Annotated in this window: 21 protein-coding genes and 1 pseudogene; 18 read left to right on the forward strand and 4 right to left on the reverse strand. The window is 68.4% G+C overall.

Going from position 1 to position 23,625, the window contains the following annotated elements:
* The first annotated feature begins 14 nt into the window (after positions 1 to 14).
* From lucA to AT701_RS30815, 13 genes are all read left to right on the forward strand, one after another.
* Positions 15 to 884 carry a lipid uptake coordinator LucA gene (gene lucA, locus AT701_RS30755; RefSeq protein ID WP_058127205.1) on the forward strand — a complete coding sequence of 290 codons (870 nt, stop codon included), beginning with the start codon at positions 15 to 17 and terminating at the stop codon, positions 882 to 884.
* A gap of 44 nt (positions 885 to 928) precedes the next feature.
* Positions 929 to 1,951 (forward strand): S1C family serine protease, encoded by a 1,023-nt coding sequence (locus AT701_RS30760; protein WP_058127206.1) that lies wholly within the window; start codon positions 929 to 931, stop codon positions 1,949 to 1,951.
* Positions 1,952 to 1,989: 38 nt separating this feature from the next.
* Positions 1,990 to 3,501 (forward strand): PucR family transcriptional regulator, encoded by a 1,512-nt coding sequence (locus AT701_RS30765; protein ID WP_003897710.1) that lies wholly within the window; start codon positions 1,990 to 1,992, stop codon positions 3,499 to 3,501.
* Positions 3,502 to 3,648: 147 nt separating this feature from the next.
* Positions 3,649 to 4,899 carry an NAD(P)/FAD-dependent oxidoreductase gene (locus tag AT701_RS30770; protein ID WP_011731181.1) on the forward strand — a complete coding sequence of 417 codons (1,251 nt, stop codon included), beginning with the start codon at positions 3,649 to 3,651 and terminating at the stop codon, positions 4,897 to 4,899.
* A 120-nt stretch (positions 4,900 to 5,019) separates the two neighbouring features.
* Positions 5,020 to 5,493, forward strand: a complete 474-nt coding sequence (locus tag AT701_RS30775) for a GreA/GreB family elongation factor (RefSeq protein ID WP_003897712.1) — start codon at positions 5,020 to 5,022, stop codon at positions 5,491 to 5,493.
* Between the two features lie 40 nt (positions 5,494 to 5,533).
* On the forward strand, positions 5,534 to 6,106 hold the full coding sequence (locus AT701_RS30780) for a TetR/AcrR family transcriptional regulator (RefSeq protein ID WP_011731182.1): 573 nt from the start codon (positions 5,534 to 5,536) through the stop codon (positions 6,104 to 6,106).
* 148 nt (positions 6,107 to 6,254) lie between these two features.
* The gene (locus AT701_RS30785; RefSeq protein ID WP_003897714.1) at positions 6,255 to 7,505 is read left to right on the forward strand and encodes a CaiB/BaiF CoA transferase family protein; all 1,251 of its coding nucleotides are present in this window, start codon (positions 6,255 to 6,257) and stop codon (positions 7,503 to 7,505) included.
* Positions 7,502 to 8,860 carry an MFS transporter gene (locus tag AT701_RS30790; RefSeq protein WP_058127207.1) on the forward strand — a complete coding sequence of 453 codons (1,359 nt, stop codon included), beginning with the start codon at positions 7,502 to 7,504 and terminating at the stop codon, positions 8,858 to 8,860. Before AT701_RS30785 ends, AT701_RS30790 begins: the two co-directional genes overlap by 4 nt.
* Positions 8,857 to 9,987 (forward strand): zinc-binding dehydrogenase, encoded by a 1,131-nt coding sequence (locus tag AT701_RS30795; protein ID WP_058127208.1) that lies wholly within the window; start codon positions 8,857 to 8,859, stop codon positions 9,985 to 9,987. Before AT701_RS30790 ends, AT701_RS30795 begins: the two co-directional genes overlap by 4 nt.
* Positions 9,984 to 11,519, forward strand: a complete 1,536-nt coding sequence (locus tag AT701_RS30800; protein ID WP_011731185.1) for an aldehyde dehydrogenase — start codon at positions 9,984 to 9,986, stop codon at positions 11,517 to 11,519. Before AT701_RS30795 ends, AT701_RS30800 begins: the two co-directional genes overlap by 4 nt.
* 50 nt (positions 11,520 to 11,569) lie before the next feature.
* Positions 11,570 to 12,415 carry an HpcH/HpaI aldolase/citrate lyase family protein gene (locus AT701_RS30805; RefSeq protein ID WP_233031966.1) on the forward strand — a complete coding sequence of 282 codons (846 nt, stop codon included), beginning with the start codon at positions 11,570 to 11,572 and terminating at the stop codon, positions 12,413 to 12,415.
* Entirely contained in the window at positions 12,412 to 13,365 is a 954-nt protein-coding gene (locus tag AT701_RS30810; protein ID WP_011731187.1) for a 2-hydroxyacid dehydrogenase, read from the forward strand. The genes AT701_RS30805 and AT701_RS30810 overlap by 4 nt, the downstream gene beginning before the upstream one ends.
* Positions 13,366 to 13,394: 29 nt before the next feature.
* Complete coding sequence (locus AT701_RS30815; RefSeq protein WP_014878611.1) at positions 13,395 to 14,069, forward strand: GntR family transcriptional regulator; 675 nt, start codon at positions 13,395 to 13,397, stop codon at positions 14,067 to 14,069.
* Positions 14,070 to 14,084: 15 nt separating this feature from the next.
* On the opposite strand, the gene ligD is transcribed toward AT701_RS30815, so the two are convergent.
* On the reverse strand, positions 14,085 to 15,134 hold the full coding sequence (gene ligD, locus AT701_RS30820; protein WP_014878612.1) for a non-homologous end-joining DNA ligase: 1,050 nt from the start codon (positions 15,132 to 15,134) through the stop codon (positions 14,085 to 14,087).
* Complete coding sequence (locus AT701_RS30825) at positions 15,134 to 16,189, reverse strand: ATP-dependent DNA ligase (protein WP_029104330.1); 1,056 nt, start codon at positions 16,187 to 16,189, stop codon at positions 15,134 to 15,136. The genes ligD and AT701_RS30825 overlap by 1 nt, the downstream gene beginning before the upstream one ends.
* 50 nt (positions 16,190 to 16,239) lie before the next feature.
* Here AT701_RS30825 and AT701_RS30830 point away from each other — a divergent pair.
* Positions 16,240 to 17,318 (forward strand): annotated as a pseudogene (locus AT701_RS30830) (ATP-dependent DNA ligase).
* Here AT701_RS30830 and AT701_RS30835 read toward each other — a convergent pair.
* Positions 17,301 to 18,563, reverse strand: a complete 1,263-nt coding sequence (locus AT701_RS30835; RefSeq protein ID WP_058127209.1) for a carboxylesterase family protein — start codon at positions 18,561 to 18,563, stop codon at positions 17,301 to 17,303. The pseudogene AT701_RS30830 and the gene AT701_RS30835 sit on opposite strands and share 18 nt — an antisense overlap.
* Positions 18,564 to 18,617: 54 nt before the next feature.
* Here AT701_RS30835 and AT701_RS30840 point away from each other — a divergent pair, with 54 nt between their 5' ends.
* The 4 genes from AT701_RS30840 (at position 18,618) to AT701_RS30860 (ending at position 22,168) form a co-directional block, all read left to right on the forward strand.
* On the forward strand, positions 18,618 to 18,986 hold the full coding sequence (locus AT701_RS30840; protein WP_003897725.1) for a hypothetical protein: 369 nt from the start codon (positions 18,618 to 18,620) through the stop codon (positions 18,984 to 18,986).
* Positions 18,987 to 18,999: 13 nt separating this feature from the next.
* Positions 19,000 to 19,878, forward strand: coding sequence for a tRNA glutamyl-Q(34) synthetase GluQRS (gene gluQRS, locus AT701_RS30845; RefSeq protein WP_003897726.1), 879 nt, complete (start codon positions 19,000 to 19,002; stop codon positions 19,876 to 19,878).
* Between the two features lie 92 nt (positions 19,879 to 19,970).
* Positions 19,971 to 21,398 carry an ABC transporter permease subunit gene (locus AT701_RS34455; RefSeq protein ID WP_003897727.1) on the forward strand — a complete coding sequence of 476 codons (1,428 nt, stop codon included), beginning with the start codon at positions 19,971 to 19,973 and terminating at the stop codon, positions 21,396 to 21,398.
* Positions 21,395 to 22,168, forward strand: coding sequence for an amino acid ABC transporter ATP-binding protein (locus AT701_RS30860; RefSeq protein WP_011731193.1), 774 nt, complete (start codon positions 21,395 to 21,397; stop codon positions 22,166 to 22,168). The genes AT701_RS34455 and AT701_RS30860 overlap by 4 nt, the downstream gene beginning before the upstream one ends.
* 106 nt (positions 22,169 to 22,274) lie before the next feature.
* Here AT701_RS30860 and AT701_RS30870 read toward each other — a convergent pair whose 3' ends face one another.
* Positions 22,275 to 23,600: an acetyl-CoA hydrolase/transferase family protein gene (locus tag AT701_RS30870; protein ID WP_058127210.1), complete on the reverse strand. Its 1,326-nt coding sequence runs from the start codon at positions 23,598 to 23,600 to the stop codon at positions 22,275 to 22,277.
* Positions 23,601 to 23,625 lie beyond the last annotated feature (25 nt).

Below are 23,625 nucleotides of genomic sequence, written 5' to 3' on the forward strand. Positions count from 1 at the left end.
GACCAAGGAGGAGTATGGGCCGCACCGTCGCGGTGACCTGGCATGTGGCGTCCACCCTCATTGCCGCCGGCCTGTTCTTCTTCTTCGTCATCCCCCGCTGGCCCGAGTTGATGGGTGAGACGTCGCCCACGCTGGGAACGGTTCTGCGGATCGTGACCGGCGTGCTGGTCGCGCTCACCGCTCTGCCGGTCGTGTTCACGCTCCTGCGCACCCGCCGCCCGGAGCTCGGTACGCCCGAACTCGCGTTGCGGCTTCGCACCACCTCGATCGTGTTCCACGTCCTCGCGGGTGTGCTGATCGTCGGCACCGCGATCGCCGAGATCTGGGTGTCGCTCGACAGTGCCGGTTCGTGGCTTTTCGGTATCTACGGCGCCGCGGCGGCCCTCGCCCTGCTGGGCGCCTTCGGCTTCTACCTCGCCTTCATCGCCGAGCTGCCGCCCCCGCCGCCGAAACCGGTCAAGCCCAAGGTCAACGCCGTGCGGCGCAACACGCGCGCGGCCAAGGACACGGCGGACGCCGACGAGATCGACAAAGACGCGGCCGACGAAGACGAGGCCGGCGAAGGCGAAGACGCCACCGAGCGGGCCGAGGACAGCGCGGACGAACCGTCGGACGACACCGCTGTGGAGGCGTCCGACGAGGACGCCGACCAGACCGAGGACGCGACGTCCGAGAACAACGACGAGCCGAGAGCCGCCGAACCCGAGTCGAAAGCTGTCGAGCCCGAGTCCACGGCAGTGGAAGCCGAGAGCCTCGACGGCGCCGACACCGACGATTCGTCGGGCGGCAAACTGCGCAACCGACGGCCGTCGAACAAGGCGAACAAGGGTGGCAGCTCGCGGTTCCGGCGGCGCTCCCGCGGCGGCATCACAGTCGAGGAGTGAGCGCGCGCGTCGACAGCGACGTCAGTCGCCGCCAAGATGGGTGCATGGGCAAACCACGCTCGCGACAATTCGGATCGGTGATCCTCGCGGCCCTCGTCGCTTTCGCGACGCTGCTGCTTCCCGCGGCACCGGCCGCCGCTGAACCCGCTGACCCGCTTGCCGCGGCGGCCGCGGTGGAACCCGCGGTGGCCCGCATCGACACGGTCGTCGACTATCAGCAGGCCTACGGCGTCGGCACCGGTTTCGTCCTGTCGCCCAACGGCGAGGTGCTCACCAACTACCACGTGGTGCAGGGTGCCAACACCATCAACGCCACGGTCAACGGTGCATCGTTCATGGCCGATCTGGTGGGCTACAACCGCCGCGCCGACATCGCGGTGCTGCAGTTGCGCGGCGCAGGCGGGCTGCCGACCGCGTCGATCGGCGATTCGCGCAGCCTGGTCGAGGGTGAACCCGTCGTCGCGCTGGGCAACGCGTACGGCTCCAACGCCCCGCTCACGCGTGAGGTCGGCACCGTCACGGCGTTCGGCCGGACCGTCAACGCCGAGGATTCCCTGACCGGCACCAAGGACGAACTGACCGGCCTGATCGAGTTCGCCGCACCCGTGCGCGCCGGCGACTCGGGCGGTCCCGTCGTCGACGGCGCAGGTCAGGTCGTCGGCGTGACGACGGCCGCGTCGGTGAACTTCCGCATGGGTCCCGGCGGCAAGGGCTTCGCGATCCCGATCAACGACGCGATGGCCGTCGCCAACCAGATCCGGTCGCGCACCCCGTCGCCGGAGGTCCACATCGGCCCGCCCACACTGCTGGGGGTCGGGGTGCGCACCGCGCAGCGGTCCGGTGGCGGCGTGATCATCCAGGACGTGCTGCGTGGTGGCCCCGCCGAGGCGGCGGGCCTGGTACCCGGCGACATCCTGATGTCCATCGAGGGCACCCCGCTGGATACGGCCCGCACGCTCACGCTGGTGCTCGACCAGCACTATCCGGGCGATGTGGTCGATCTCACGTGGCGTGATCGCGGCGGTTTCGACCGTAACGGCAAGGCCACGCTCGCGGCAGGTCCGTAAGCGGAGAACACGGGGGCAGGCCTGGATAGGCTCAGTCCGTGGTCACACTCGACCGGCTGATCAATGTGCTGGGTGGATACGGCATCCACCTCAAGCTGTGCTCCACGCCCCGGTCGACCGAGTTGCGCAGCGTCGTGATGCACGAACCGGGTCCGGTGGTCGGCGACGTCCTGCTCGCCGTGGGCGCGGCCTCGCTCGCCGACGCGCTGGAGTGGGCCGAGGCCGCACATGCCGTGGTGGTGCTGGTCCGCGCGACCGACGAAGACCTCACGACTGCCCCGGACGGCATCGCGGTGATGCTGGTCGAACCCGAGGTCTCCTGGAGTGAACTCGCCGCGGTGGTCTACGGCCTGGTGCTCGAAGGCCGCGAGACCGAGTCCGGACGGGGACCCACCGACCTGTTCGCGCTGGCCGACAGCCTGGCCGAGACCGTCGGCGGCTCGGTGACCATCGAGGACCGTCGTTCGTCGGTGCTGGCGTATTCACGGTTGCAGCACGACGCCGATCCGGCTCGGGCCGAGACGATCCTCAGCAGGCAGGCGCCCGAGCGTCTGCGGACACTGTTCGCCGAGCGCGGCGTGTTCCGCCATCTCGCCGAGTCCGACGAACCGCTGTTCGTCGCGGGCGACCCGGAGCAGGGGCTGACCGGGCGCATGGTGGTCGCGGCCCGCGCGGGCCGCGAGCTTCTGGGCTCGGTGTGGGTGACGTGCGCGCAGCCGCTTCCCGAGGCGAACAGGGCCGCGCTGGCCGACGGCGCACGCATGGTGGCGGTGCATCTGCTGCGGTCACGCGCGAGCGCCGATCTGGAACGCCAGGTGGAATCCGACCTGGTGATCCGCCTCCTGGAGGGCGCCGCCGACGCCGCGACCGTCGCCAGCCGGCTCGCGTTGCCGCAGACCCCGCTGCGGGTGATCGCGCTGCGGGCGCACACCGCCGACGAGGGACATTCCGCGCTGCTGCTGGCGTTCGAACGCGCGACGGCCGGGTTCGGCTGGTCGCGACCGGGTCGCAGCGCCCTCGCCGACAACACCGTGTACACCGTGCTGCCGAGTCCCGACCCCGACACCGCGACGACGTGGGTGACCGGGCTGCGCGCGGCACTGCCCGATCCGGTATCGGTGGTTGCAGGCGTCAGCGGTCCGGCGGTCGCGGCCGAACTGGTGCTGGCCCGCCGTGAGGCCGACGAATGCCTTGCGCTGCACGAGGTGCGCCACGGCGGTGCGGTGCCCGTCTACGACGAGGCCTGGGACGACATCCTGCTGCAACGGCTGCGGGTGGCCGCACAATCGGGCCGCGCTCCGCAGCGTGGTCCCGTCGCCGAGCTGCGCCGCCACGACCAGGCGCACGGCACGCACTACGCGCCGACCCTGCAGGCCTGGTTGCAGGCGCAGGGCGATCTCGCCGAGGCGGGCCGCATGCTCGGCGTGCACGAGAACACCGTGCGCTACCGGCTGCGCAGGATGGCCGAGGTGACCAACCTCGAGCTCACCGACCCGCGCAAGCGGTTGGCGATGATGATCCAGCTCGCCGCGAGCGAGCATCTCAGCTGACCCGAACCGCTGTAGCGCCTCGACAAATCCCACGCCCGCGTTTGTGGTGCAGGCGCAAACCCCTGACCGGGCGATCCCCTCACCATGGAGGCATCAGCAAGGCAACAGAGTTCGATGGCGCCTTGAAACTGTCATGGAGGTGGAATCGTGGTCGACGGTGAACGGATTGACGGCGGTCCGCGCGGCGCGGTCGTCGTGGGTGCCGGCATCGTGGGGCTGTCCACCGCCTGGTTCCTGCAGGAACGCGGAGTCGACGTCACCGTGGTCGACCGCACCGGCGTTGCCGCGGGCGCGTCGTGGGGCAACGCGGGTTGGGTGTCTCCTACCCTGACGATCCCGCTGAACGACCCCGCCGTCCTGCGCTACGGGTTGCGCTCGCTCGCGAGTCCGACTGCACCGCTTCACATCCCGCTCACCGCAGGGGTGGGCCTGTGGGCGTTTCTCACCAGGTTCGCGCTCAACTGCCGCCTGTCGTCGTGGACCAGGGCCGCCAAGGCCAACCTGCCGCTCAACGAGGAGTGCATAGAGGCCTATGACGTCCTGATGGCCAACGGCGTGGACGCGGTCACCACCGATGCGCCCATCACCGCGCTGTTCGAAACCGACCGGCAGGCCGGGCATCTGCTGACCGAGTTGCAGCGCATGGCCGACCTGGGCCAGGACGTGAAGTTCACCCAGCTGACGAGCGATGAAGTGCGCGAACAGGTTCCGCTGGCGTCGCCGCGGATCACCACCGCCGTCAGCGTCGAGGGGCAGCGCTTCGTGGATCCGGGGCGGTTCGTCCATGCCCTGGCCGACGCCGTCGTCGCCAGGGGCGCCACGATCCGCACCGGCGAGGTGCTCGACGTGCAACCGTCGAAGCCCGGTGTACGCATCGTGCTCGCCGACGGGGAGATCCAGTCCGATGCCGCGGTGATCGCGACCGGCGCGTGGCTGTCCAGGCTGGTGAAGGCCTGGGTGCCGACGCCTGTGCGCGCGGGCCGCGGCTACTCGTTCACCGTGCCGGTCGACCGGCCGGTGCCCACGCCGATCTACCTGCCCGACGCGCGGGTGGCGTGCACGCCGTACCAGGGCGGCCTGCGGGTCGCGGGCACCATGGAGTTCCGCTCCCCCGACGATCCGGTACAACCGGCCCGCGTCGACGCGATCATCGCGTCGGCCACACCGCTGCTCGACGGCGTGCGCTGGGACGAGCGCACCGACGTGTGGGTGGGCCCGCGGCCGGTGACACCGGACGGGCGCCCGCTGGTGGGCGAAGTCGCGCCCGGCGTGTATGTCGCAGGCGGACACGGGATGTGGGGTCTGGCGCACGGCCCGATCACCGGACGTCTGCTCGCCGAGTACCTCACCACCGGCAAGGAACCCGACGCACTGCGCGAATTCAACCCGCTGCGTTAGCGATTCACCTCTCAGGCCAACTCAAGCCATTCGCGGCCCGGAACGGGCCTCTCGCGTCGTCAGGGGCGGTGCGCAACGTCCCGCCCCTGACGACAATTCTCAGCTACCTCAGGAGGAAAAATGAATGCACCCCAACGCATCTGGATGTCTCCGCAGGCACATGAACGACTCCAGCAGGAGCTGTCGACGTTGCGGGAACTGATCGCCACCGAGGCCGCCTCGGATTCCGACGAGAACCAGGTGGCCGTCCAGCGTGCCCGGCAGGCCCGCATCCAGCAGATCCACGATCTGCTGCTGCACGCCGAGGTCGGTGAGACCCCGCCCAACGACGGCGTCGCCGAGCCCGGCATGGTGCTGACCGTGCGGTGGGACGGTTCCGATGACACCGAAACCTTCCTGCTCGGTGTCCGCGGCGCCGAGTACGGCGACCTCGAGGTGTACTCCGTGCAGTCGCCGCTGGGCAGCGCGATCCTCGGGGCGCGCCCGGGTGAGCACCGCGAGTACGAGACGCCCACCGGCGCACGCATCGGGGTGACGCTGCTCGAGGCCGTGCCCTACGGCCTGCACGCGCAGGCCGTCAAGGCGACCGCCTGATCACGCGCGCTCACGTGCCGCCACCCCCTAATCTGTCCGGGTGGCACGTGAGCCTCGTAGAGCACCCGGCACCCTGACGGCCGACGACTGGCTGCAGGCCGGCTATGAATTGCTGGCCTCGGACGGTATGCGGGCACTGAAGATCGAGCGGTTGTGTGAGCAGGTCGGCGCCACCCGCGGCAGCTTCTACTGGCACTTCACCGACATGAAGGCCTATCGCGCCGCCCTGGTGGCGTCGTGGAACACGTTCCTGGAGAACGACCGCAGGTCCCTGGCCGAAATGGAGGACCTGCCGCCGCGCGAGCGTCTGTCGAAGATGATCGAGGCGCTCATGAGCCCGCAGCACTGGATGCTGGAACGCGCCATGCGCGAATGGGCGCGCACCGACGAGATCGCCGCGGCCAACGTGCGCGCCGCCGACCACCGCGTGCGGATGGCGGTCATCAAGGCGTTCGAAGATCACGGGTTCGATCCCGACGAAGCCCGGCTGCGCGGCGAGGCCACGTTCGCGGCAGGTATCGGCATGCTGCACTTGATCGACTCGGCTGAGGCGCTCGCGACGTCGGGCCGGCCTGACCGGTTTCTCGATATCATGCTCGCCCCGGCGAGCTGAGAACCCTTTTCTGGACCGTGTCTCGACACGGCGACAATCGTCGAAAAACCCATCGGCCTAACAGCCGGGCCTGCTTCTGACCTGCGCCGGACCGCGTCACGCCGGGGGCCACTTGTGTCGGGGCTCACTCGGGCGCTAATTTAATTAAATGTTTGATACAACTTCCGCTCAGCCGCCGCCGCTTCGAGGAGTCCGGGTCGTCGACGGCGCCACGATCTACGCGGGGCCCATGATTGCGACGCTCCTCGGGGACTTCGGGGCCGATGTGATCAAGGTCGAACACCCGCACGGTGACGGTCTGCGGCAATGGGAGTGGCGCAAGGACGGCGAATCGCTGTGGTGGGCGCTCGTCGGAAGGAACAAGCGCGACATCAGCCTGTCGCTCTCGGATCCCCGCGGCGCCGACGTGATGCGTCGACTGCTGGCCGACGCGGATGTGTTCATCGAGAACTTCCGTCCCGGGACCCTGGAGAAGTGGGGCCTCGATCCGGAGGACCTGATCGCGGCCAACCCGAAACTCGTCGTGGTGCGTGTCTCGGGGTTCGGGCAGACCGGCCCCTACAGGTCCCGTCCGGGTTTCGGCACGATCGCCGAGGCCATGTCCGGGTTCGCCGACACCAACGGCGCCGCCGACGGTCCCCCGGTACTTCCGCAATGGCCGCTGGCCGACGGCGTCGCCGCACTCGCCGGCGCCTTCGCCACCATGATCGCGCTGCGTCACGCCGAGGCGACCGGCCATGGGCAGGTCGTCGACCTGTCCATCTACGAACCCCTGTTCTGGATCCTGGGCGCCCAGACGTCGGCGTACGACCAGCTCGGCACCCTGCCGACACGACAGGGAAGCCGAACGGGCTTCAACGTTCCCCGCGAGTGCTACCGCACCCGTGACGGGCGCTGGATCGCGCTCTCCGGCGCCACCACCGCGACCGCACAACGCATCATGCGTGCGGTCGGACGGCCGGATCTGGCTGACGCCGAATGGTTCTCGGACATCTCCGGCCGAATCGAACACCGCGAGACGATCGACGAGGCGATCGCGTCCTGGGTCGGGCAACGCGACAACGCCGATGTACTGGCCATGTTCGAGTCGGTCGGGGCGACGGCGGGCCCCGTGTACACCGCGGCGGACATCGTCGCCGATCCGCACTTCACCGAACGGGGCAGCATCGTCACCGTCGACCACCCCACCCTTGGTGCGGTGCGAATGCAGGGCCTGATCGCCCAGTTGTCTCGTACACCAGGCCAGATCCGCCATCCGGGCCCTGCCGTCGGAGAACACAACGACGAGATCCTACGGACCGAATTGGCCTATCCCGATGATGTCGTGGATGCGCTGGCCGAGGCCGGCGTGATAGGCCGCACCCTCCAACCCACCTCAACGAAGCGAGTGAGTTCATGACCAATCCCGCTGCGCCTGCGGCGCCGAACGAGCGACTCGTCCGGCGCGTGGCGCTCGCCAGTGGCATCGGATCGATGCTCGAGTTCTACGACTTCTATCTCTACGGCGCACTGTCCGCGACGATCTTCGGCGCGCTGTACTTCCACAACGAGGACCCGGCGGTCGGCACACTGCTCGCCCTGGCCACCTTCGGCGTGGGTTTCGTGGCACGCCCGGTCGGCGGCATCATCGCAGGCCACTTCGGGGACAAGTTCGGGCGCAAGAGCGTTCTGATCGCGACGCTCGCGTTGATGGGTGTCTCCACCGTCGGCATCGGGATACTCCCGACCTACGCGTCGATCGGCACACTGGCCCCCGTCCTCCTGGTCACGCTGCGGATCCTGCAGGGGCTCGCACACGGAGGCGAATGGGGCGGCGCGTCCATCATGACCATCGAGCACGCGCCTGAGAGTCGCCGCGGTTTCTACGGCAGCTGCCCGCAGATGGGTATCTACGCGGGGTTGGTGCTCGCCAGTCTGGTGCTCGGCGGGTTCATGCTGCTGCCCGAGGAGCAGTTCCTGAGCTGGGGATGGCGCATACCCTTCATCCTTGGTGCCGTGCTCATGCTCGTCGGCCTGTGGCTACGCCGCGCGATCACCGAATCCCCGGAGTTCGCAGCGGCAATGGCCACCCGGTCGATCGAACCCGAGCAGGAGAAGAAGCGCATCCCGCTGGTGGAAGCGTTCCGCACCGGGCGGCGGGGCATCTTCGTCACGTTCGCCGCGAAGGCCGCCGAAACCTGCACGTTCTACCTGATCACGGTGTTCGCACTGACCCTGGCCAAAAACGGTGCCGGCGAATCGACCGCGCGCAACGGCATTCTGATCGCGTCCGTCGTCGCCATCATCACGATCGGGGCGTTCGGCGTGCTCGCTGACCGGGTCGGCACGCGGACCGTCTACATGGGTGGTGCAGGCTTCATGGTGCTGTTCGCGTTCCCGTTCTTCTGGCTCGCGGGCGCCAACTCCGGCTGGACGCTGCTGATCGCGTTGATCGTCGGCCTGGCCGTCGGGCACTCGTTGATGTACGCCGCACAGGCCAGTTACTTCTCGGCCCTGTTCAGCACGGAAGTCCGGTTCACCGGCGCCTCACTGGGTTACCAACTCGGCGCGGCCATCGTCGGTGGCTTCACGCCGCTCATCGCCGCGGCGCTGCTGCTTCGCAGCGACGGCGCAACCTGGCCCATCGCCACCTACATCGCCGGAGTCTGCCTGGTGAGTTATCTCGTCATGGCCGTCTGGGGCAAGGTGCGCGCCGACGATTCGGCGACCGCCGTTCCCGGGGTCGCCTCAGACGTCGCGGAGGTTCAGCGATGAGGGCGACGACGCTGCCGAAATCCACACAGGCAGCCGTGGTGCGGAATTTCGGTGAACCGCTCACCCTGGAAGAGGTCGCCGTCCCGCAGACCGTGGCGCCTGGCGGGCTGCTCGTCGAGATCGTGGCCTGCTCACTGTGCGGTACCGATGTGCACTGCTGGGAAGGCTCACTCGCCATCCCTGTCGGGCTGCCGTTGATCCTCGGGCACGAGATGGTCGGCCGGATCATCGCGATCGGCGACGGCGCCGACGTCGACTCGGCCGGTCAGCCGTTGCAGATCGGTGACCGCATCCTGTGGACCCACGCTGTCTGCGGCCGCTGCGTCATGTGCGCCAAAAAGCGTCCCACGTTGTGCCGCAACAAGATCCCGTACGGCCAGGCCACCATGGACCAGTGGCCCAATCTGCTGGGCGGTCTGGCGCAACACTCCTACGTGCTGCCCGGGTCCGGCCGGCTCCGCGTCCCCGACGGCGTGCCCGACGACCTTGCCAGCATGGCGAGTTGTGCGCTGCGGTCCGTGGTCAACGCGGTCGAACAGGCCGGCCGCGTCGGGCCCGAGCACACCGTCGTGGTCCAGGGTGCAGGGCCGCTGGGAATTCTGGCGACCGGTCTGTTCGCGCAGGCGGGCGCAGGCCGGGTGATCACCGTCGGCGCGCCGGACACCCGCCTGGAGATCGCCTCGGAGTTCGGCGCCCATGACGTGATCTCCCTTGCCGCCCATACAGATCCGGATGATCGGCTGGCGATGATCCGGGATGCCACCGACGGCCTGGGCGCCGATCTGGTCGCAGAGTTCTCGGGCCACCCCGCGGCCTTCGCCGAAGGCGTGGAAATGGCCGCACCGGACGGCCGCTACCTGGTGGTCGGCCAACTCGGCGCCGGGGTCACCACCATTGCCCCCGGCACCATCACCAAGAAGAACCTCAACGTCATCGGTTCCTTCTCGGGTGACCTCTCGCATTACCGCACTGCACTCACCATCCTGGAACGCTACGCCGATCGGCTGCCCTTCGACCGGCTGATCAGCGGCCACTATCCGCTCCGCGACATCGATTCGGTGATGGGACGGATGCAGAGTTTCCAGGAGATCAAGCCCGTACTACTGCCGCAGGAGACCCAAGCATGACAGTCACCACCTTCCGCCCGTCCGACGTCGCCACCCTCACGAACCCGGACGCCGCCTCCGACGTCGCCGATCTGTCGATGTTCATTGCCGGAGAGGCGGTTTCCGCTGCCGACGGCGCCACGTTCGACTCCTACGAACCCCGCTCCGGGCGGGTGTGGGCACGGTTGCCGCGGGCCAATTCGACCGACATCGACCGTGCCGTGCGCGCGGCGCGCGCAGCCTTCGAAGGGCCGTGGGGCGCTGTGTCGCCCGCCGACCGCGGCCGATTCCTGATGAAGATCGCCGCAGTGGTCGACCGGCACCGGGATCAACTCACGGTCATCGAGTCCCGCGACAACGGCAAACCGGTCCGCGAGGTGCGTGCCGAGATCGACGCGGTCGTACGCTATTTCGAGTACTTCGCGGGTGTGTGCCAGACGACGGTGGGTGAGACCCATCCCCAGGCGGCCACGGCCTTCAGCTACACCCGCCGCGAACCGGTGGGTGTGGTCGGCGCGATCGTGCCCTGGAACTCGCCGCTGCTCATGCTCGCGTGGAAGCTGTCGCCCGCCCTGGCAGGCGGTAACACCATCATCCTCAAACCCGCCGAGGAGACCTCGGTCTCCGCGGTCGTGTTCGCTCAGCTCATCGCCGAGGTGGGACTGCCCGACGGAGTCTTCAACGTGGTGACCGGAATCGGCGAGGAAGCCGGCGCCGCGCTGGTCGCCCATCCGGATGTCGACAAGATCGCCTTCACCGGTTCGACCGAGGTGGGCAAGCAGATCGCGGCCACCGCGGCAAGCGATCTCAAACTCGTCACCTTCGAACTGGGCGGCAAGTCACCCACCGTGATCTTCGACGACGCCGACCTCGATGCCGCGGTTCACCGCACCGCTTACGGCATCTTCTCGGCCGCGGGTCAGACCTGTCAGGCGGCATCGCGAATCTTCGTCCAGGACACCATCCACGACGAATTCCTGGACCGGTTCGCCGCACTGGCACGGCGCATCCGCGTGGGCGATCCGCTGTCCGAGCGCACCCAGATGGGCGCCCAGATTTCCGCACAGCATCGCGAACGGATCGCCGGGTACGTCGCCAGCGGCATCCAGGAGGGAGCGAATCTGGTCTGCGGCGGCACGCAGCCCACGGAAGCCCCGCTGGCGCAGGGCTACTACTACTCGCCGACCATCCTCGACGGCGTCAACCGCGACATGCGGATGATCCGCGAGGAGATCTTCGGGCCGGTGACCGGTGTCATGTCATTCACCGACGAGGCCGACGCCGTGGCCAAGGCGAATGACACGGAGTACGGCCTGGCCGGATCGGTGTGGACGCGGGACGTGTCCCGCGCGCACCGGGTCGCGGCGAGCATTGCGGCCGGACTGATCTGGGTCAACACCACCCGCACCATCAACCACCTCGTTCCGTTCGGCGGCTACAAGCAGTCCGGTTACGGGCGCGAGGGCGGACAGGCCGTGATGGAGCACTACACCCGGATCAAGTCGGTGTGGGTGGACATGCAGGACGACCTGCCGAACTGGTACGCCGACTGATGGGCGGGCGACCGACTCGCGCCCTTCCTCTGCTTCGCACCCTGCTGTTCGTGCCGGGCGACCGGCCCGACCGCATCGCCAAGGCGGCCGCCAGTGCGGCCGCCGGCGTCGCGGTCGATCTCGAAGACGCGGTGGCGGTGTCGAGGAAAGACGCCGCGCGCGACGCGGCCGTGACGGCGCTGTCCGCGCTACCCACCGCTGGTGTGCCGGTGCTGTGCGTCCGAATCAACGCCGTGGACAGCGGTTTTGCCGAGGACGACCTGACCGCCCTTGAGCCCGTGCTGCACCGGCTGGATCTGGTCATGGTCCCCATGAGCGCCGAACCGGACCGTATCCGGCGCGTGAGCGAACTCCTCACTCGCGCGGAGCGATCGGCGGGGGCCGACGACGGCCGGATCGGCATCATCCCCTTGGTCGAGACAGCGGCGGGCATCCTCAACGCGCCCTCGCTCGCGTCGGCCGACGCACGGGTCCACACGTTGTCGTTCGGCCCCGCGGACCTGTCCCGTGAACTCGGCATCACCCCGACCAGCGACGGCGACGAGTTCCTCTTCGCGCGGTCGCAACTGGTCCTCGCCGCCGCGGCGGCGAACTGTCCTGCGCCGGTGGACGGCCCGTACCTCGATCTCGATGACGACGACGGCCTCATCCGGTCGGCGAGGCATGCCCGAAAGCTCGGGTTCGGCGGTAAGCAGGTCATCCATCCATCGCAGATCGCCTCGGTGGCCGGTGCGTTCGTTACGAGCGATGCCGAGATCGACTGGGCCCGTGCAGTGGACGCCGCGTTCAGCGCGGCCGAGGCCGAAGGTGTCTCGTCGATCCGGCTCGCGGACGGGACGTTCGTCGATTACCCGGTCGCTCAGCGCGCGAGGGCGATTCTGGCGGGTGCCCGGTGAAAGTCGTCGTCACCCGGGCACTGCCACCGGCGACTCTGTCGCCTCTCGCCGATGTCGGTGAGGTGTGGGTGTCCCCGCACGACCGTCCCCTCACCGACGACGAGTTGCGCCATGCCGTACGCGGCGCGCACGGCATCGTGAGCATGCTCAACGACCGGATCGACGAGCGTGTGCTCGCCGCGGCAGGGGACCAACTCCGCGTGGTCGCCAACACCGCCGTCGGCTATGACAACCTCGACGTCGCGGCCATCGCACGCCACGGCGCCACCGCGACCAACACCCCGGGGGTGCTGGTCGATGCGACCGCCGACCTGACCATGGCCCTCCTGTTGGACGTCACGCGCAGAGTGAGCGAGGGCGATCGCCTGATCCGGTCGGGCCAACCCTGGTCGTGGGACATCGGATTCATGCTCGGCACCGGTCTGCAGGGCAAGCAACTCGGGATCGTCGGTATGGGCCACATCGGTCGAGCCGTCGCCAGACGCGCAACGGCATTCGGTGTGCGCGTCGTGTACCACGCCCGGCGCGCGCAGGACGACGGCATCGGCCGTCGGGTCCCGCTCGACGAGTTGCTCGCGACCTCTGACATCGTCTCGTTGCACTGCCCGTTGACGATTGAGACGCGTCATCTGATCGACGCCGAGGCGCTGGGGGCGATGAAACCCGGGTCGTATCTGATCAACACCGCCCGCGGCCCGATCGTCGACGAGAGCGCGTTGGCCGATGCCCTCGCACGTGGTGGCATCGCGGGGGCTGCGCTCGACGTCTACGAGCATGAACCCGAGGTGCATCCGGGCCTGCGTGAGCTTCCCAACGTGGTGCTCGCGCCGCACCTGGGTTCGGCGACCGTGGAGACCCGCACCCTGATGGCCGAGCTCGCGGTGAAGAATGTGGTGCAGACACTCAACGACAGCGGGCCGGTGACCCCGATCGCGGTACCGTCTGGGTGACAGAATCGGCGCCAGGTCGAGAGGACGTGATGGCAACCCCACCCGAGCCGCTCCCGACAACCAAGGCTGAAGAGGCGTTCATCGAGATCCGCCGCTTGATCGAGTGCGGCCGGTTACCGGGTGGGGCCAAGCTGACATTGGCGAGCCTGTCCGACGAGCTGCAGATGAGTCTCACACCCATCCGCGAGGCGTTGCGGATGTTGCAGGCCAACGGGCTCGTCGAGTACAAGCGTCATCACGGGCACGTGGTGACGCGGTACTCGATCCGACGTGCCGAGGAGACCTACCTTCTGCGGCAGACTCTCGAACCCCTGGCCACCAGGCTGGCCGCGGCGAATGCGACCGAGGACGAGTTGCGCCGCATTCGTGAACTGCAGGAGGAGTTCCGGCTCGTCGTGGACGGCGAGCCGCCTCGCTTCGCCGACGTGGTGGATCTCAATGCGCGGTGGCACCGGCTGGTGTACGCCGCCGCGCACTCGTCACTGCTGGACGAGTTCATCGATCGGCTGTGGACGGGTGTGCCCTATCAAGCGATCTGGTTCGTGCAACGACGGCGCCAGTCGGCCGCCGATCACGAGGCCGTCACCGCCGCGCTCGAGACCAGACAGCCCGAGATCGCCGAACGCGCCATGTTGGACCACATCGGACGGGGCCGCGCCGCGACGATCGAACACCTGCAGGCCATCGGCGCCCCCGAGGGGTGAGACTGCCTTCGGCCTTCACTGCTTGCGGTTGCCCTGCTCGTCCCAGTGCTCGGCGACCTTCTTGCTGGGCTGTACCCGTGGCGGTTCGCCGGGCATCTTCGGGTAGTTCGGCGGGTAGGGCAGATCACCGAGGCCCCGCTCCTCGTCGGCGGCGACGAGGTCCAGCAGCGGCCCCAGGGACTGCTGCACCGAATCGATGTCGGCCCACGGATCATCGCGCCCGGCAAGCAGATCCGGCACGGTGTTCATGGTGTAGTCGTCCGGGTCGGCGTTGCGCAGTTCGTCCCAGCTCAGCGGCATCGACACGGTCGCGATGGGGGTCTTGCGCACCGAGTAGGCCGAGGCGAACGTGCGGTCGCGCGCGTTCTGGTTGTAGTCGATGAACAACCGCTCGCCGCGCTCTTCCTTCCACCACGACGTGGTCACCGCGTCGGGGGCGCGACGCTCGACCTCACGGGCCAGCGCGATGCCCGCACGGCGCACCTCGATGAAGTCCCACTGCGGTTTGATGCGCAGGAACACGTGCACGCCACGGCCACCCGAGGTCTTGGGATAACCCACCAGGCCGAGTTCGTCGAGCAGCGGTTTGAGCACGTCACACGCAACGGTGCGGGCCTCCTTGAATCCTGTGCCGGGTTGCGGGTCGAGGTCGACGCGCAGTTCGTCGGGATGTTCGGTGTCGGGGCAGCGCACCTGCCACGGATGCAGTGTGACGGTGCCCATCTGGGCGGCCCAGATGATCGACGACGGGTGCGTGATCTTCAGCGCGTCGGCCGTGCGCCCCGACGGGAACGTGACGACGCAGGTCTCCAGATAATCGGGATGCTTCTGCGGCACCCGTTTCTGGTAGATCTCCTCGCCCTCGATGCCGTCGGGGAACCGCTGCAGGTGCACCGGGCGGTCGCGCAACAGTGCCAGCATGGGGCCGGACGCGACGGACAGGTAGTACTCGACGAGCTTGCCCTTGGTGCCGTTCTTGCCGAGCTTGGGAAAGTACACCTTGTCCGGGTTGGTGAACCGGACCTTTACCCCGTCGACGTCGAGTTCGGTTGCCGCACTGGCCATCACTGTTCCTCCAGCACGTCGTAGAGGTCGTAGTTCAGCGGGGTGTCCAACTGGTCGAACGTGCAACTCGACGGCTCCCGGTCGGGACGCCAGCGCAGGAACTTCACGGCGTGGCGAAATCGCCTGCCCTCGACGGAGTTTCCCTCCATCTGGTCGTAGGCCACCTCGCACACCTTCTCGGGGCGCAGCGGGGTCCACCGCTTGTCGGCCGCCGAGTTCCACCGGCTGGGGTCGCCTTCACGCATCTCGTCGCCCTCGCGCAGCGGTTCGAGTTCGGCCAGCAGTTTGATGCGATCCTTGGCGGTGAACGACGCTGCGCCGCCGACCATCTGGAGCTCCCCGTCGTCGCGGTACAGGCCCAGCAGGATCGACCCGATGCCGTCGCCGCTCTTGTGGATGCGGTAACCCATTGCGACACAGTCGGCGTCGCGGTGGTGCTTGACCTTGACCATCTCACGTTTGCCGGGCAGATACGGTCCGTCGAGCCGTTTGGCGATCACCCCGTCCAGCCCGGCGCCCTCGAACGTCTTCAGCCACTCGGTGCCCAGCGCGGGATCCTCACTGGTGCGGGTGACGTGGCACCACCGTTTGTTGTCGACGGCCTCGGCCAGCGCCTCGCGGCGCACCCGGAACGGCTCCTTGAGCAGCGACCGGTCACCGAGGGCCAGGGCGTCGAAGCCGATGAAGTGCGCCGGGGTCTGCTCGGCGAGCATCTTGATGCGGCTCGCCGCGGGATGGATGCGCTGGCTCAGTGACTCCCAGTCCAACCGCACCCGGCCGGCGATGTCGCGGGGCACCACGACCTCACCGTCGAGCACGCACTTCTCAACGAGTTCGTCACGCAGCGCGTCGAGCAGTTCGGGAAAGTACCGTCCCAGATCCTTGCCGTTGCGCGACTGCAGCACCACGTCGTCACCGTCGCGGAACACCAGCGCGCGGAAACCGTCCCACTTGGGCTCGTAGGACCACACCCCCGCCTCGTCGGGCACCTTCACCTGCGCCTTGGCAAGCATCGGTTCGATCGGGGGCTGCACCGGCAAGTCCATCCTTCCCATTCTTACCTCCTCGGGACGGTAGACCGGCCGAACGTGGGAATGTCATCGGTATGGACCTGCCCGTGCTGCCTCCGGTGTCGCCCATGCTGTCGAAGTCCGTGAACCAGATCCCGCCGGGGATGTCGTATGAACCCAAGTGGGACGGGTTCCGGTCGATCCTGTTCCGCGACGGCGCCGAGGTGGAACTCGGCAGCCGCAAGGAACGGCCCATGACCCGCTACTTTCCTGAATTGGTGGCCGCGGCGCTGACCGAGCTTCCCGACCGCTGCGTGATCGACGGCGAGATCGTCCTACCGGCCGACAACCACCTCGACTTCGAGGCGCTGCAACTGCGTCTGCACCCCGCCGCGAGCCGGGTGGCGATGCTCGCCGAACAGACGCCCGCAGCGTTCATCGCGTTCGATCTGCTGGCACTCGGCGACGACGACTACACCGGCCGACCGTTCAGCGAGCGTCGCGCCGCGCTCGAGACCGCCCTCGCGGATGCCGGCCCGACGTTCCACCTGACGCCCGCCACCACCGATCTGCCGACTGCGCAGCGCTGGTTCCACGAGTTCGAAGGCGCCGGTCTCGACGGGGTCATCGCCAAACCCCTGGACCTGACCTACCAGCCGGACAAGCGCGTCATGTTCAAGGTCAAGCACCAGCGCACCGCGGACTGCGTGGTCGCCGGGTACCGGCTGCACAAATCCGGCGCCGACGCCGTGGGCTCGCTGCTGCTCGGGTTGTACGACGACGACGGCAGCCTCGCGTCGGTCGGCGTCATCGGCGCCTTCCCGATGGCGACCCGGCGGGCGCTGTTCACCGAACTGCAGACGCTGGTAGCCGATTTCGACCATCACCCGTGGAACTGGGCCGCGCAGGCCGCGGCCGATCCGGAACTCGCCCGACGCTACGGCGGCGGGTCACGCTGGAATGCGGGCAAGGATCTGTCGTTCGTCCCGCTTCGCCCCGAACGCCTGGTCGAGGTGCGCTACGACCACATGGAGGGCCGCCGGTTCCGGCACACCGCGCAGTTCAACCGCTGGCGCCCGGACCGCGACGCGCGTTCGTGCACATTCGCACAGCTCGACTCCCCACCGCATTCGAGCTCGGTGACATCGTGCCGGGTTTAGCCGAACCGCAGTGACCGTGCGGGCAGCGCGTCGACCCCGTGGTGCGCGAATTGTGTCCAGACCGTGCGCATCTCGTCGGCCAAGGTGGGGTCGATGCGGCGCTCGTTGCCCAGCATCGCAGCGTCGGCCCACGCCTCCGGCGAGCCGAACAGGAACGGCAACTCCAGGCAGTGACACGCACCGAGCGGCGCGTCGTCGGGACTCCACTCGAACCGGTAGGACGCGGCCCGCCCGCCCAGATCGTTCCACTGCGCCGCCAGCGTCTCGGCCGGGGCGCCGAAGATGAACTCGGTGAGATCGGGCATCTCGGAGAACTCGGGGTGCATCGTCACGAACGGTGCCGCGTCGTCGCGGGTGTACCCCACCAGCAGCTCGATGCGCGCCGCGGCGTCGGCGAGATGGCCCGCCACGTCGTCGGCCGGCGGCAGCGGGTCGTGACCGAGCAGCGGTGCGAAAGGCATCATGGCCCCGAGCATTTCGACCGGTTGCGCCCAGGACGCCGCAGCGGCCTGCGCGTCGAGAAGTTGCTGTGTGGTGGCCTGCAGCGGGTCGACGCCGTCCAGGGCGTCGGCGAGCGCCGAACGCATGGCCACCGCCAGATCCGCCCGCTCATCCCCCAGCCCCAGCGGTGCGCTCTGCACGATCGCGCGGTGGAACAACCCGGATGCCTCCTCGGCCAGCATCAGTTTCACCACGGAGTCCCCGCCCGCCGACTGCCCGAACACGGTCACGTTGCCCGGATCGCCCCCGAACGCGCTGATGTTGTCGCGCACCCACTTCAGGGCCAGGATCTGATCGGTCAGGCCCACGTTGAACCCGTCCGGTGCGCCGGGCGGCGCGAGGAAGCCGAAGGTGCCCAGCCGGTAGCTGACGTTGACCACCACCACGTCGCCGTGGCGCGCGAGCGGCGCGGCGTCGTATTTGCGCGATTCGCCGCTGCCCGAGACATACGCGCCGCCGTGCAACCACACCATGACCGGCAGGCCGTTTGCGTCCGCGGGCGCCGTGACGCTCAGCACCAGGCAGTCCTCGTCCATCACCAGGCCGTCCAGCAACGGCCCGGTCATCCAGCTCACGCGCGACGGCCGCTGCGGGCACGCCGGGCCGCTGCGGGTGGCGTCCAGCACCCCTTCCCACAGTGGCGTCGGTTCGGCGCGGGTGAACCGGGCCGCCGTGCCGTACCGCAGGCCCCGGGCGCGCACCAGGCCGTCTTCTTCTTCGACCCGCACAGTGCCGCCGGGTAGCTGCCGATTGGTCACCCCCTCGAAGGTAACCGCGGTTTACCACTGCTACCGACGGGGCACGCGACAGACATGTCCGTAACCGCATTCCAGGACCTTCCCCTCGCCGACCGCGACCGCGACTGGGACGGCGACGCCGCCGAGAAACGCGTGCGCAAGTGGGCCGACGCGACCGACGAACCCAACGAGAAGTACCGCGACGCGCACGTCTGGTACGACAAGGACAAGAAGGACAACTTCACGGCCTACAAGCTGCTGATCGCCGACGTGGTCGGCGGTGACCTCAAGGTCGTACCGCGCGGCGTGATGGCCGCCGGCGCCATCATGGACGGCGCACGCGGCGGCATCGACCTGCCCGAAGGCGACATCGACCGGGTCAAGAGCCACCTGGCCAAGTACTACGAGAAGATGGGCGACACCGCGCCGTGGGAGCGCGATTAGCTACATTGCGGGCGTGAGCAACGCCGCCGGACGCTTCGCGCCGAGCCCCTCGGCCGACCTGCACATCGGGAACCTGCGCACCGCCGTGCTCGCGTGGCTGTTCGCACGGTCCACCGGGCGGCGCTTTCTGGTGCGGGTCGAGGATCTCGACGACCGCACGTTCCCGGAGATCGGCCGGCGCCAGGTGGCCGACCTCGCCGCGGTCGGGCTGACTTGGGACGAACCGGTCGAGTGGCAGACCACGCACGAGGACCGTTACGACGCCGTGATCGACCAGCTGGCCGGCGAGGGCCTGTTGTACGAATGCTATTGCAGCCGAAAGGACATCGCGCAGGCACCACGCGCACCGCACGCCCCGCAGGGCGCCTACCCGGGCACGTGCCGCGACCTGACCGACGACGAGCGCGCCGCGCGGCGCCGCGAGACCGGCCGCCCGCCCGCGATGCGGTTGCGCACCGACACGTTCGTGTACACCGTCAACGACGTCCTGCACGGCCCCTACACCGGCATCGTCGACGATTTCGTGGTCCGCCGCGGCGACGGTGTGCCTGCCTACAACCTCGCGGTGGTGGTCGACGACGCGGCGTCGGGGATCGACCAGGTGGTACGTGGTGACGACCTGCTGCCCTCGTCACCCCGGCAGGCCTATCTGGCGCGGCTGCTGGGCCATCCAGAGCCCACGTACGCCCACGTGCCGCTGGTGCTCAACGAGGACGGCGCGCGTCTGGCCAAGCGCGACGGCGCGGTGACGCTGGCCGAGATCGGGGTCGAGCGCGCGTTCGCTCAGATCACCGAATCCCTCGGCCGGCCGGCCACCACGATGGACGAACTGCTGGCCCGGTTCGACCCCGACCAGCTGCCCCGCCATCCCTGGATATATCGGCCGGTCTGAGCAGAACCCTTCATAAGATCGGTGCGGCCTGCTAGCTTCCGGCGGTGCGTTCCCTACGTATTCCTCTGCTGGGGCTCCTGCTCCTGGCCGCCATGCTGCTCGCAGGCTGTGGACCCGCTGCGAATGACAGCGACGAGCCGATAAAAGCAGCCGGTGTGCTGCGTGTGGGCACCGAAGGCGTGTACGCCCCCTTCAGTTATCACGACCCGGCGACCAATGAGCTGACGGGTTACGACATCGACGTGGTGAAGGCCGTCGCCGACAAGATCGGCGTGCAAATCCAGTTCGTCGAAACCCCGTGGGACTCGATATTCGCTGCGCTGGAAGCCAACCGGTTCGACATCATCGCCAACGAGGTCACCATCACCGACGAGCGCAAGGCGAAATACGACCTCTCCGAGCCGTATTCCGTCGGCGAGGGTGTCATCGTCACGCGCGCCGACGACAACTCGATCACCTCACTCGACGATCTCAAGGGCAAGGTGGCCGCCGAGAACGCGACCAGCAACTGGTCGGAGATCGCGCGGCAGGCCGGCGCCCGGGTGGAGGCCGTCGAGGGTTTCACCCAGGCCATCAAGCTGCTCAACCAGGGACGCGTCGACGTCGTGGTCAACGACAGCATCGCGGTGTACGCCTACCTCGCCGAGACCGGGGACACGTCGGTGAAGATCGCCGGAGAGGTCGGCGAGAAGAGCGAGCAGGGGTTCGCCGCGCGCAAGGACAGCGGTTACCTGCCCGAGTTGAACCGTGCGCTCGACGAACTCAGGGCCGACGGCACGTTGGCGCAGATCTCGCAGAAGTACCTCAAGGCCGACGCGACGGGCGCCGCCAACGGTGACGGCGCGCCGCCTGCCGTCCGGTCGACGTGGCAGCTGATCGGCGACAACCTGTGGCCGCTGGCCAAGGCCGCGGTCACCATGACCATTCCGCTGACGATCATCAGCTTCGCGATCGGCCTGGTGATCGCGCTGGGCGTGGCGCTGGCGCGCTTGTCGTCGAATGCCGTGCTCAGCAACGTCGCCCGGTTGTACATCTCGATCATCCGCGGCACCCCGCTGCTGGTGCAGTTGTTCCTGGTGTTCTACGCGCTGCCCGAGTTCGGGGTGCGCATCGACCCGTTCCCGGCCGCGGTGATCGCATTCAGCCTCAACGTGGGCGGTTACGCGGCCGAGATCATCCGCGCGGCGATCCTGAGCATCCCCAAGGGACAGTGGGAGGCTGCCGAGACCATCGGCCTCACCTACGGCAAGTCGCTGCAGCGGATCATCCTTCCGCAGGCCGCCCGCGTCGCGGTGCCGCCGCTGTCGAACACGCTCATCTCACTGGTCAAGGACACGTCACTGGCGTCGACCATCCTGGTCACCGAACTGCTGCGGCAGGCCCAGATCGCCGCGGCCCCGACGTTCGAGTTCTTCGCCCTCTACGGCACGGCTGCCGTCTACTACTGGGTGATCTGCCTGGTGTTGTCGTTCGGCCAGAGCCGCATTGAACGCCGACTGGAAAGGTACGTGGCGCGATGACCACAGAGCCCGAATACCGGATCGTCGCCGAGAACGTGGAGAAGGCCTTCGGCGACAACAAGGTTCTCAAAGGCGTGTCGTTCAAGGTCGCGCGTGGCAGTGCGACCACCATTCTCGGGCCCTCGGGTTCGGGGAAGACGACGCTGCTGCGGGCGCTCAACGCCCTCGACGTGCCCGATTCCGGGGTCATCCAGGTAGGTGGCGACGACGGCGTCCGGATCGATTTCTCCGAGCGCATCACCCGGGACACGTTGCGCCGCTACCGCGCCCAGAGCGGTTTCGTCTTCCAGTCCCACAACCTGTTCCCGCACAAGACCGTTCTGCAGAACATCACCGAGGGGCCGATCGTCGCGCAGGGCCGTCCCCGCGCCGAGGCCGAGACCGATGCTGTCAAACTCCTCGAGCAGGTGGGACTGGCCGACAAGCGCGACCAGTACCCGTACCAACTCTCGGGTGGTCAGCAGCAGCGTGTCGGCATCGCGCGGGCGCTGGCCATGCGGCCCAAGGTGGTGCTGTTCGACGAGCCCACCTCGGCCCTGGACCCGGAACTGGTCGGTGAGGTGCTCGCGGTGATCAAGGACCTGGCCGACGCGGGCTGGACCATGGTGATCGTGACGCACCAGATCCAGTTCGCCAAGCAGGTTTCCGATCAGGTGCTGTTCACCGACGGCGGGGTGATCCTGGAGCAGGGGACGCCCGCGGCCGTGATCGACGATCCGCAGCACGAGCGCACCAAGCAGTTCCTGCAGCGGATCCTCAACACGCTCTAGACCGGCCCGGTGGATCGAGCGGTCTCGATGCCGACCGCCCGGGCGACCAGCGTGCGCAGATGATGCGGGCGACTGCGACGTGCGTTGTGTGCGTTGGGGTCCGGATTCACGCCAACGCCGAGCGCCCGTTGACCGTGCGTTCGGCGGCCTCCAGCAGGTCGTCGCGGAACTGCGGGTGCGCGATGGCCGCCAGCGCACTGCCGCGCTCGCGCACCGTGAGTCCTTCGAGTTCGGCCGTGCCGTACTCGGTGACGATGACGTCGACGTGGTGGCGCGGCGTGGTGATCACCGCGCCGGGACCGAACCACGGCACGATCCGCGACCGCACGTGGCCGTCCTTGGTGGTGTACGTCGAGGGCAGGCAGATCAGCGAGCGGTCGGACAGTTCCAGCCCGGCACCGGCCACGAAGTCCTCCGCACCCCCGATGCCACTGAACTGGCTGCCGTCGATGGTGTCGGCGACCACCTGCCCGTGGATGTCGACTGCGAGGGCGCCGTTGATGGTGACCATCTGATGGTTCCTGGCGATCACCTCGGGCGAGTTGACGATCTCCACGGGCAAGAACGCGACGTCGCGGTTGCCGTCGAGCCACTCGTACAGGTCCGGCGACCCGAACGCGAAGGTCGTCACGCTGACACCGTCGTACAGACCCTTGTGGGTGTTGGTGACCTTGCCCGCGCGGTGCAATTTCATGCAGCCGTCGGTGAACATCTCACTGTGCAAACCGTATTCGCCGCCGTCGCCCTCGGCGAGCAGTGCCGCGATCTGGTTGGGGATCGACCCGATGCCGGTCTGCAGCGTCGCCCCGGACGGCATGTAGGCGACCGCGTGCTTCGCGATCGCCCGGTCGACGTCGCTGGGTGTGGCGCGGTCTCCCGGCAGGCTCATCGGCTGTGCGGTGGAGCGGATGAGGATGTCGATCTCGTCGACGTGCAACGCATGCCGGTGTGTGTCACCCAGACCGTACGTCCGCGGGAACGCCTCGGAGACCTCGACGATCAACAGTCGCTCGGGATCGGTCCCCGCCCTGCGTAATTCATCGACGGTGCCGCCGGCGTGCAGCGACAGCGAGCACCATCCGTCGGCGTCCGGCGGGGTCGCCGCGGTCGCCATGACCCGCGGTGACTGCGCACGCATCAGGGGACCGAAGCGACGGAAATCCGCAGGAGCGAAGTCGACGTCGGCACCGGCGTCGCGCAGCGCACGCTCGAGCGGTCCGTAGAAACCCGAGATGAAGTGCACGCCGGGGCGCGAGAACAACTCGGTGAGCACCGCGAGCAACGCGCCGTACACCCGCAGATCGGTCCAGTCCTTGCGCACGCCCAGGGCCTGCAGGAACGACGGTGGCTGGCCGGGCCCCAGCGGGAGCCCCAGGGTGTCGGCGGCGTGCAGCCGCGCGGCGGCCTGCTCGGCGGTGAGCTCGGTCGGCATGGCGCCCGATCCTACCGACGCGTGA

The organism is Mycolicibacterium smegmatis (assembly GCF_001457595.1).
In the GTDB taxonomy this organism is placed as follows: domain Bacteria; phylum Actinomycetota; class Actinomycetes; order Mycobacteriales; family Mycobacteriaceae; genus Mycobacterium; species Mycobacterium smegmatis.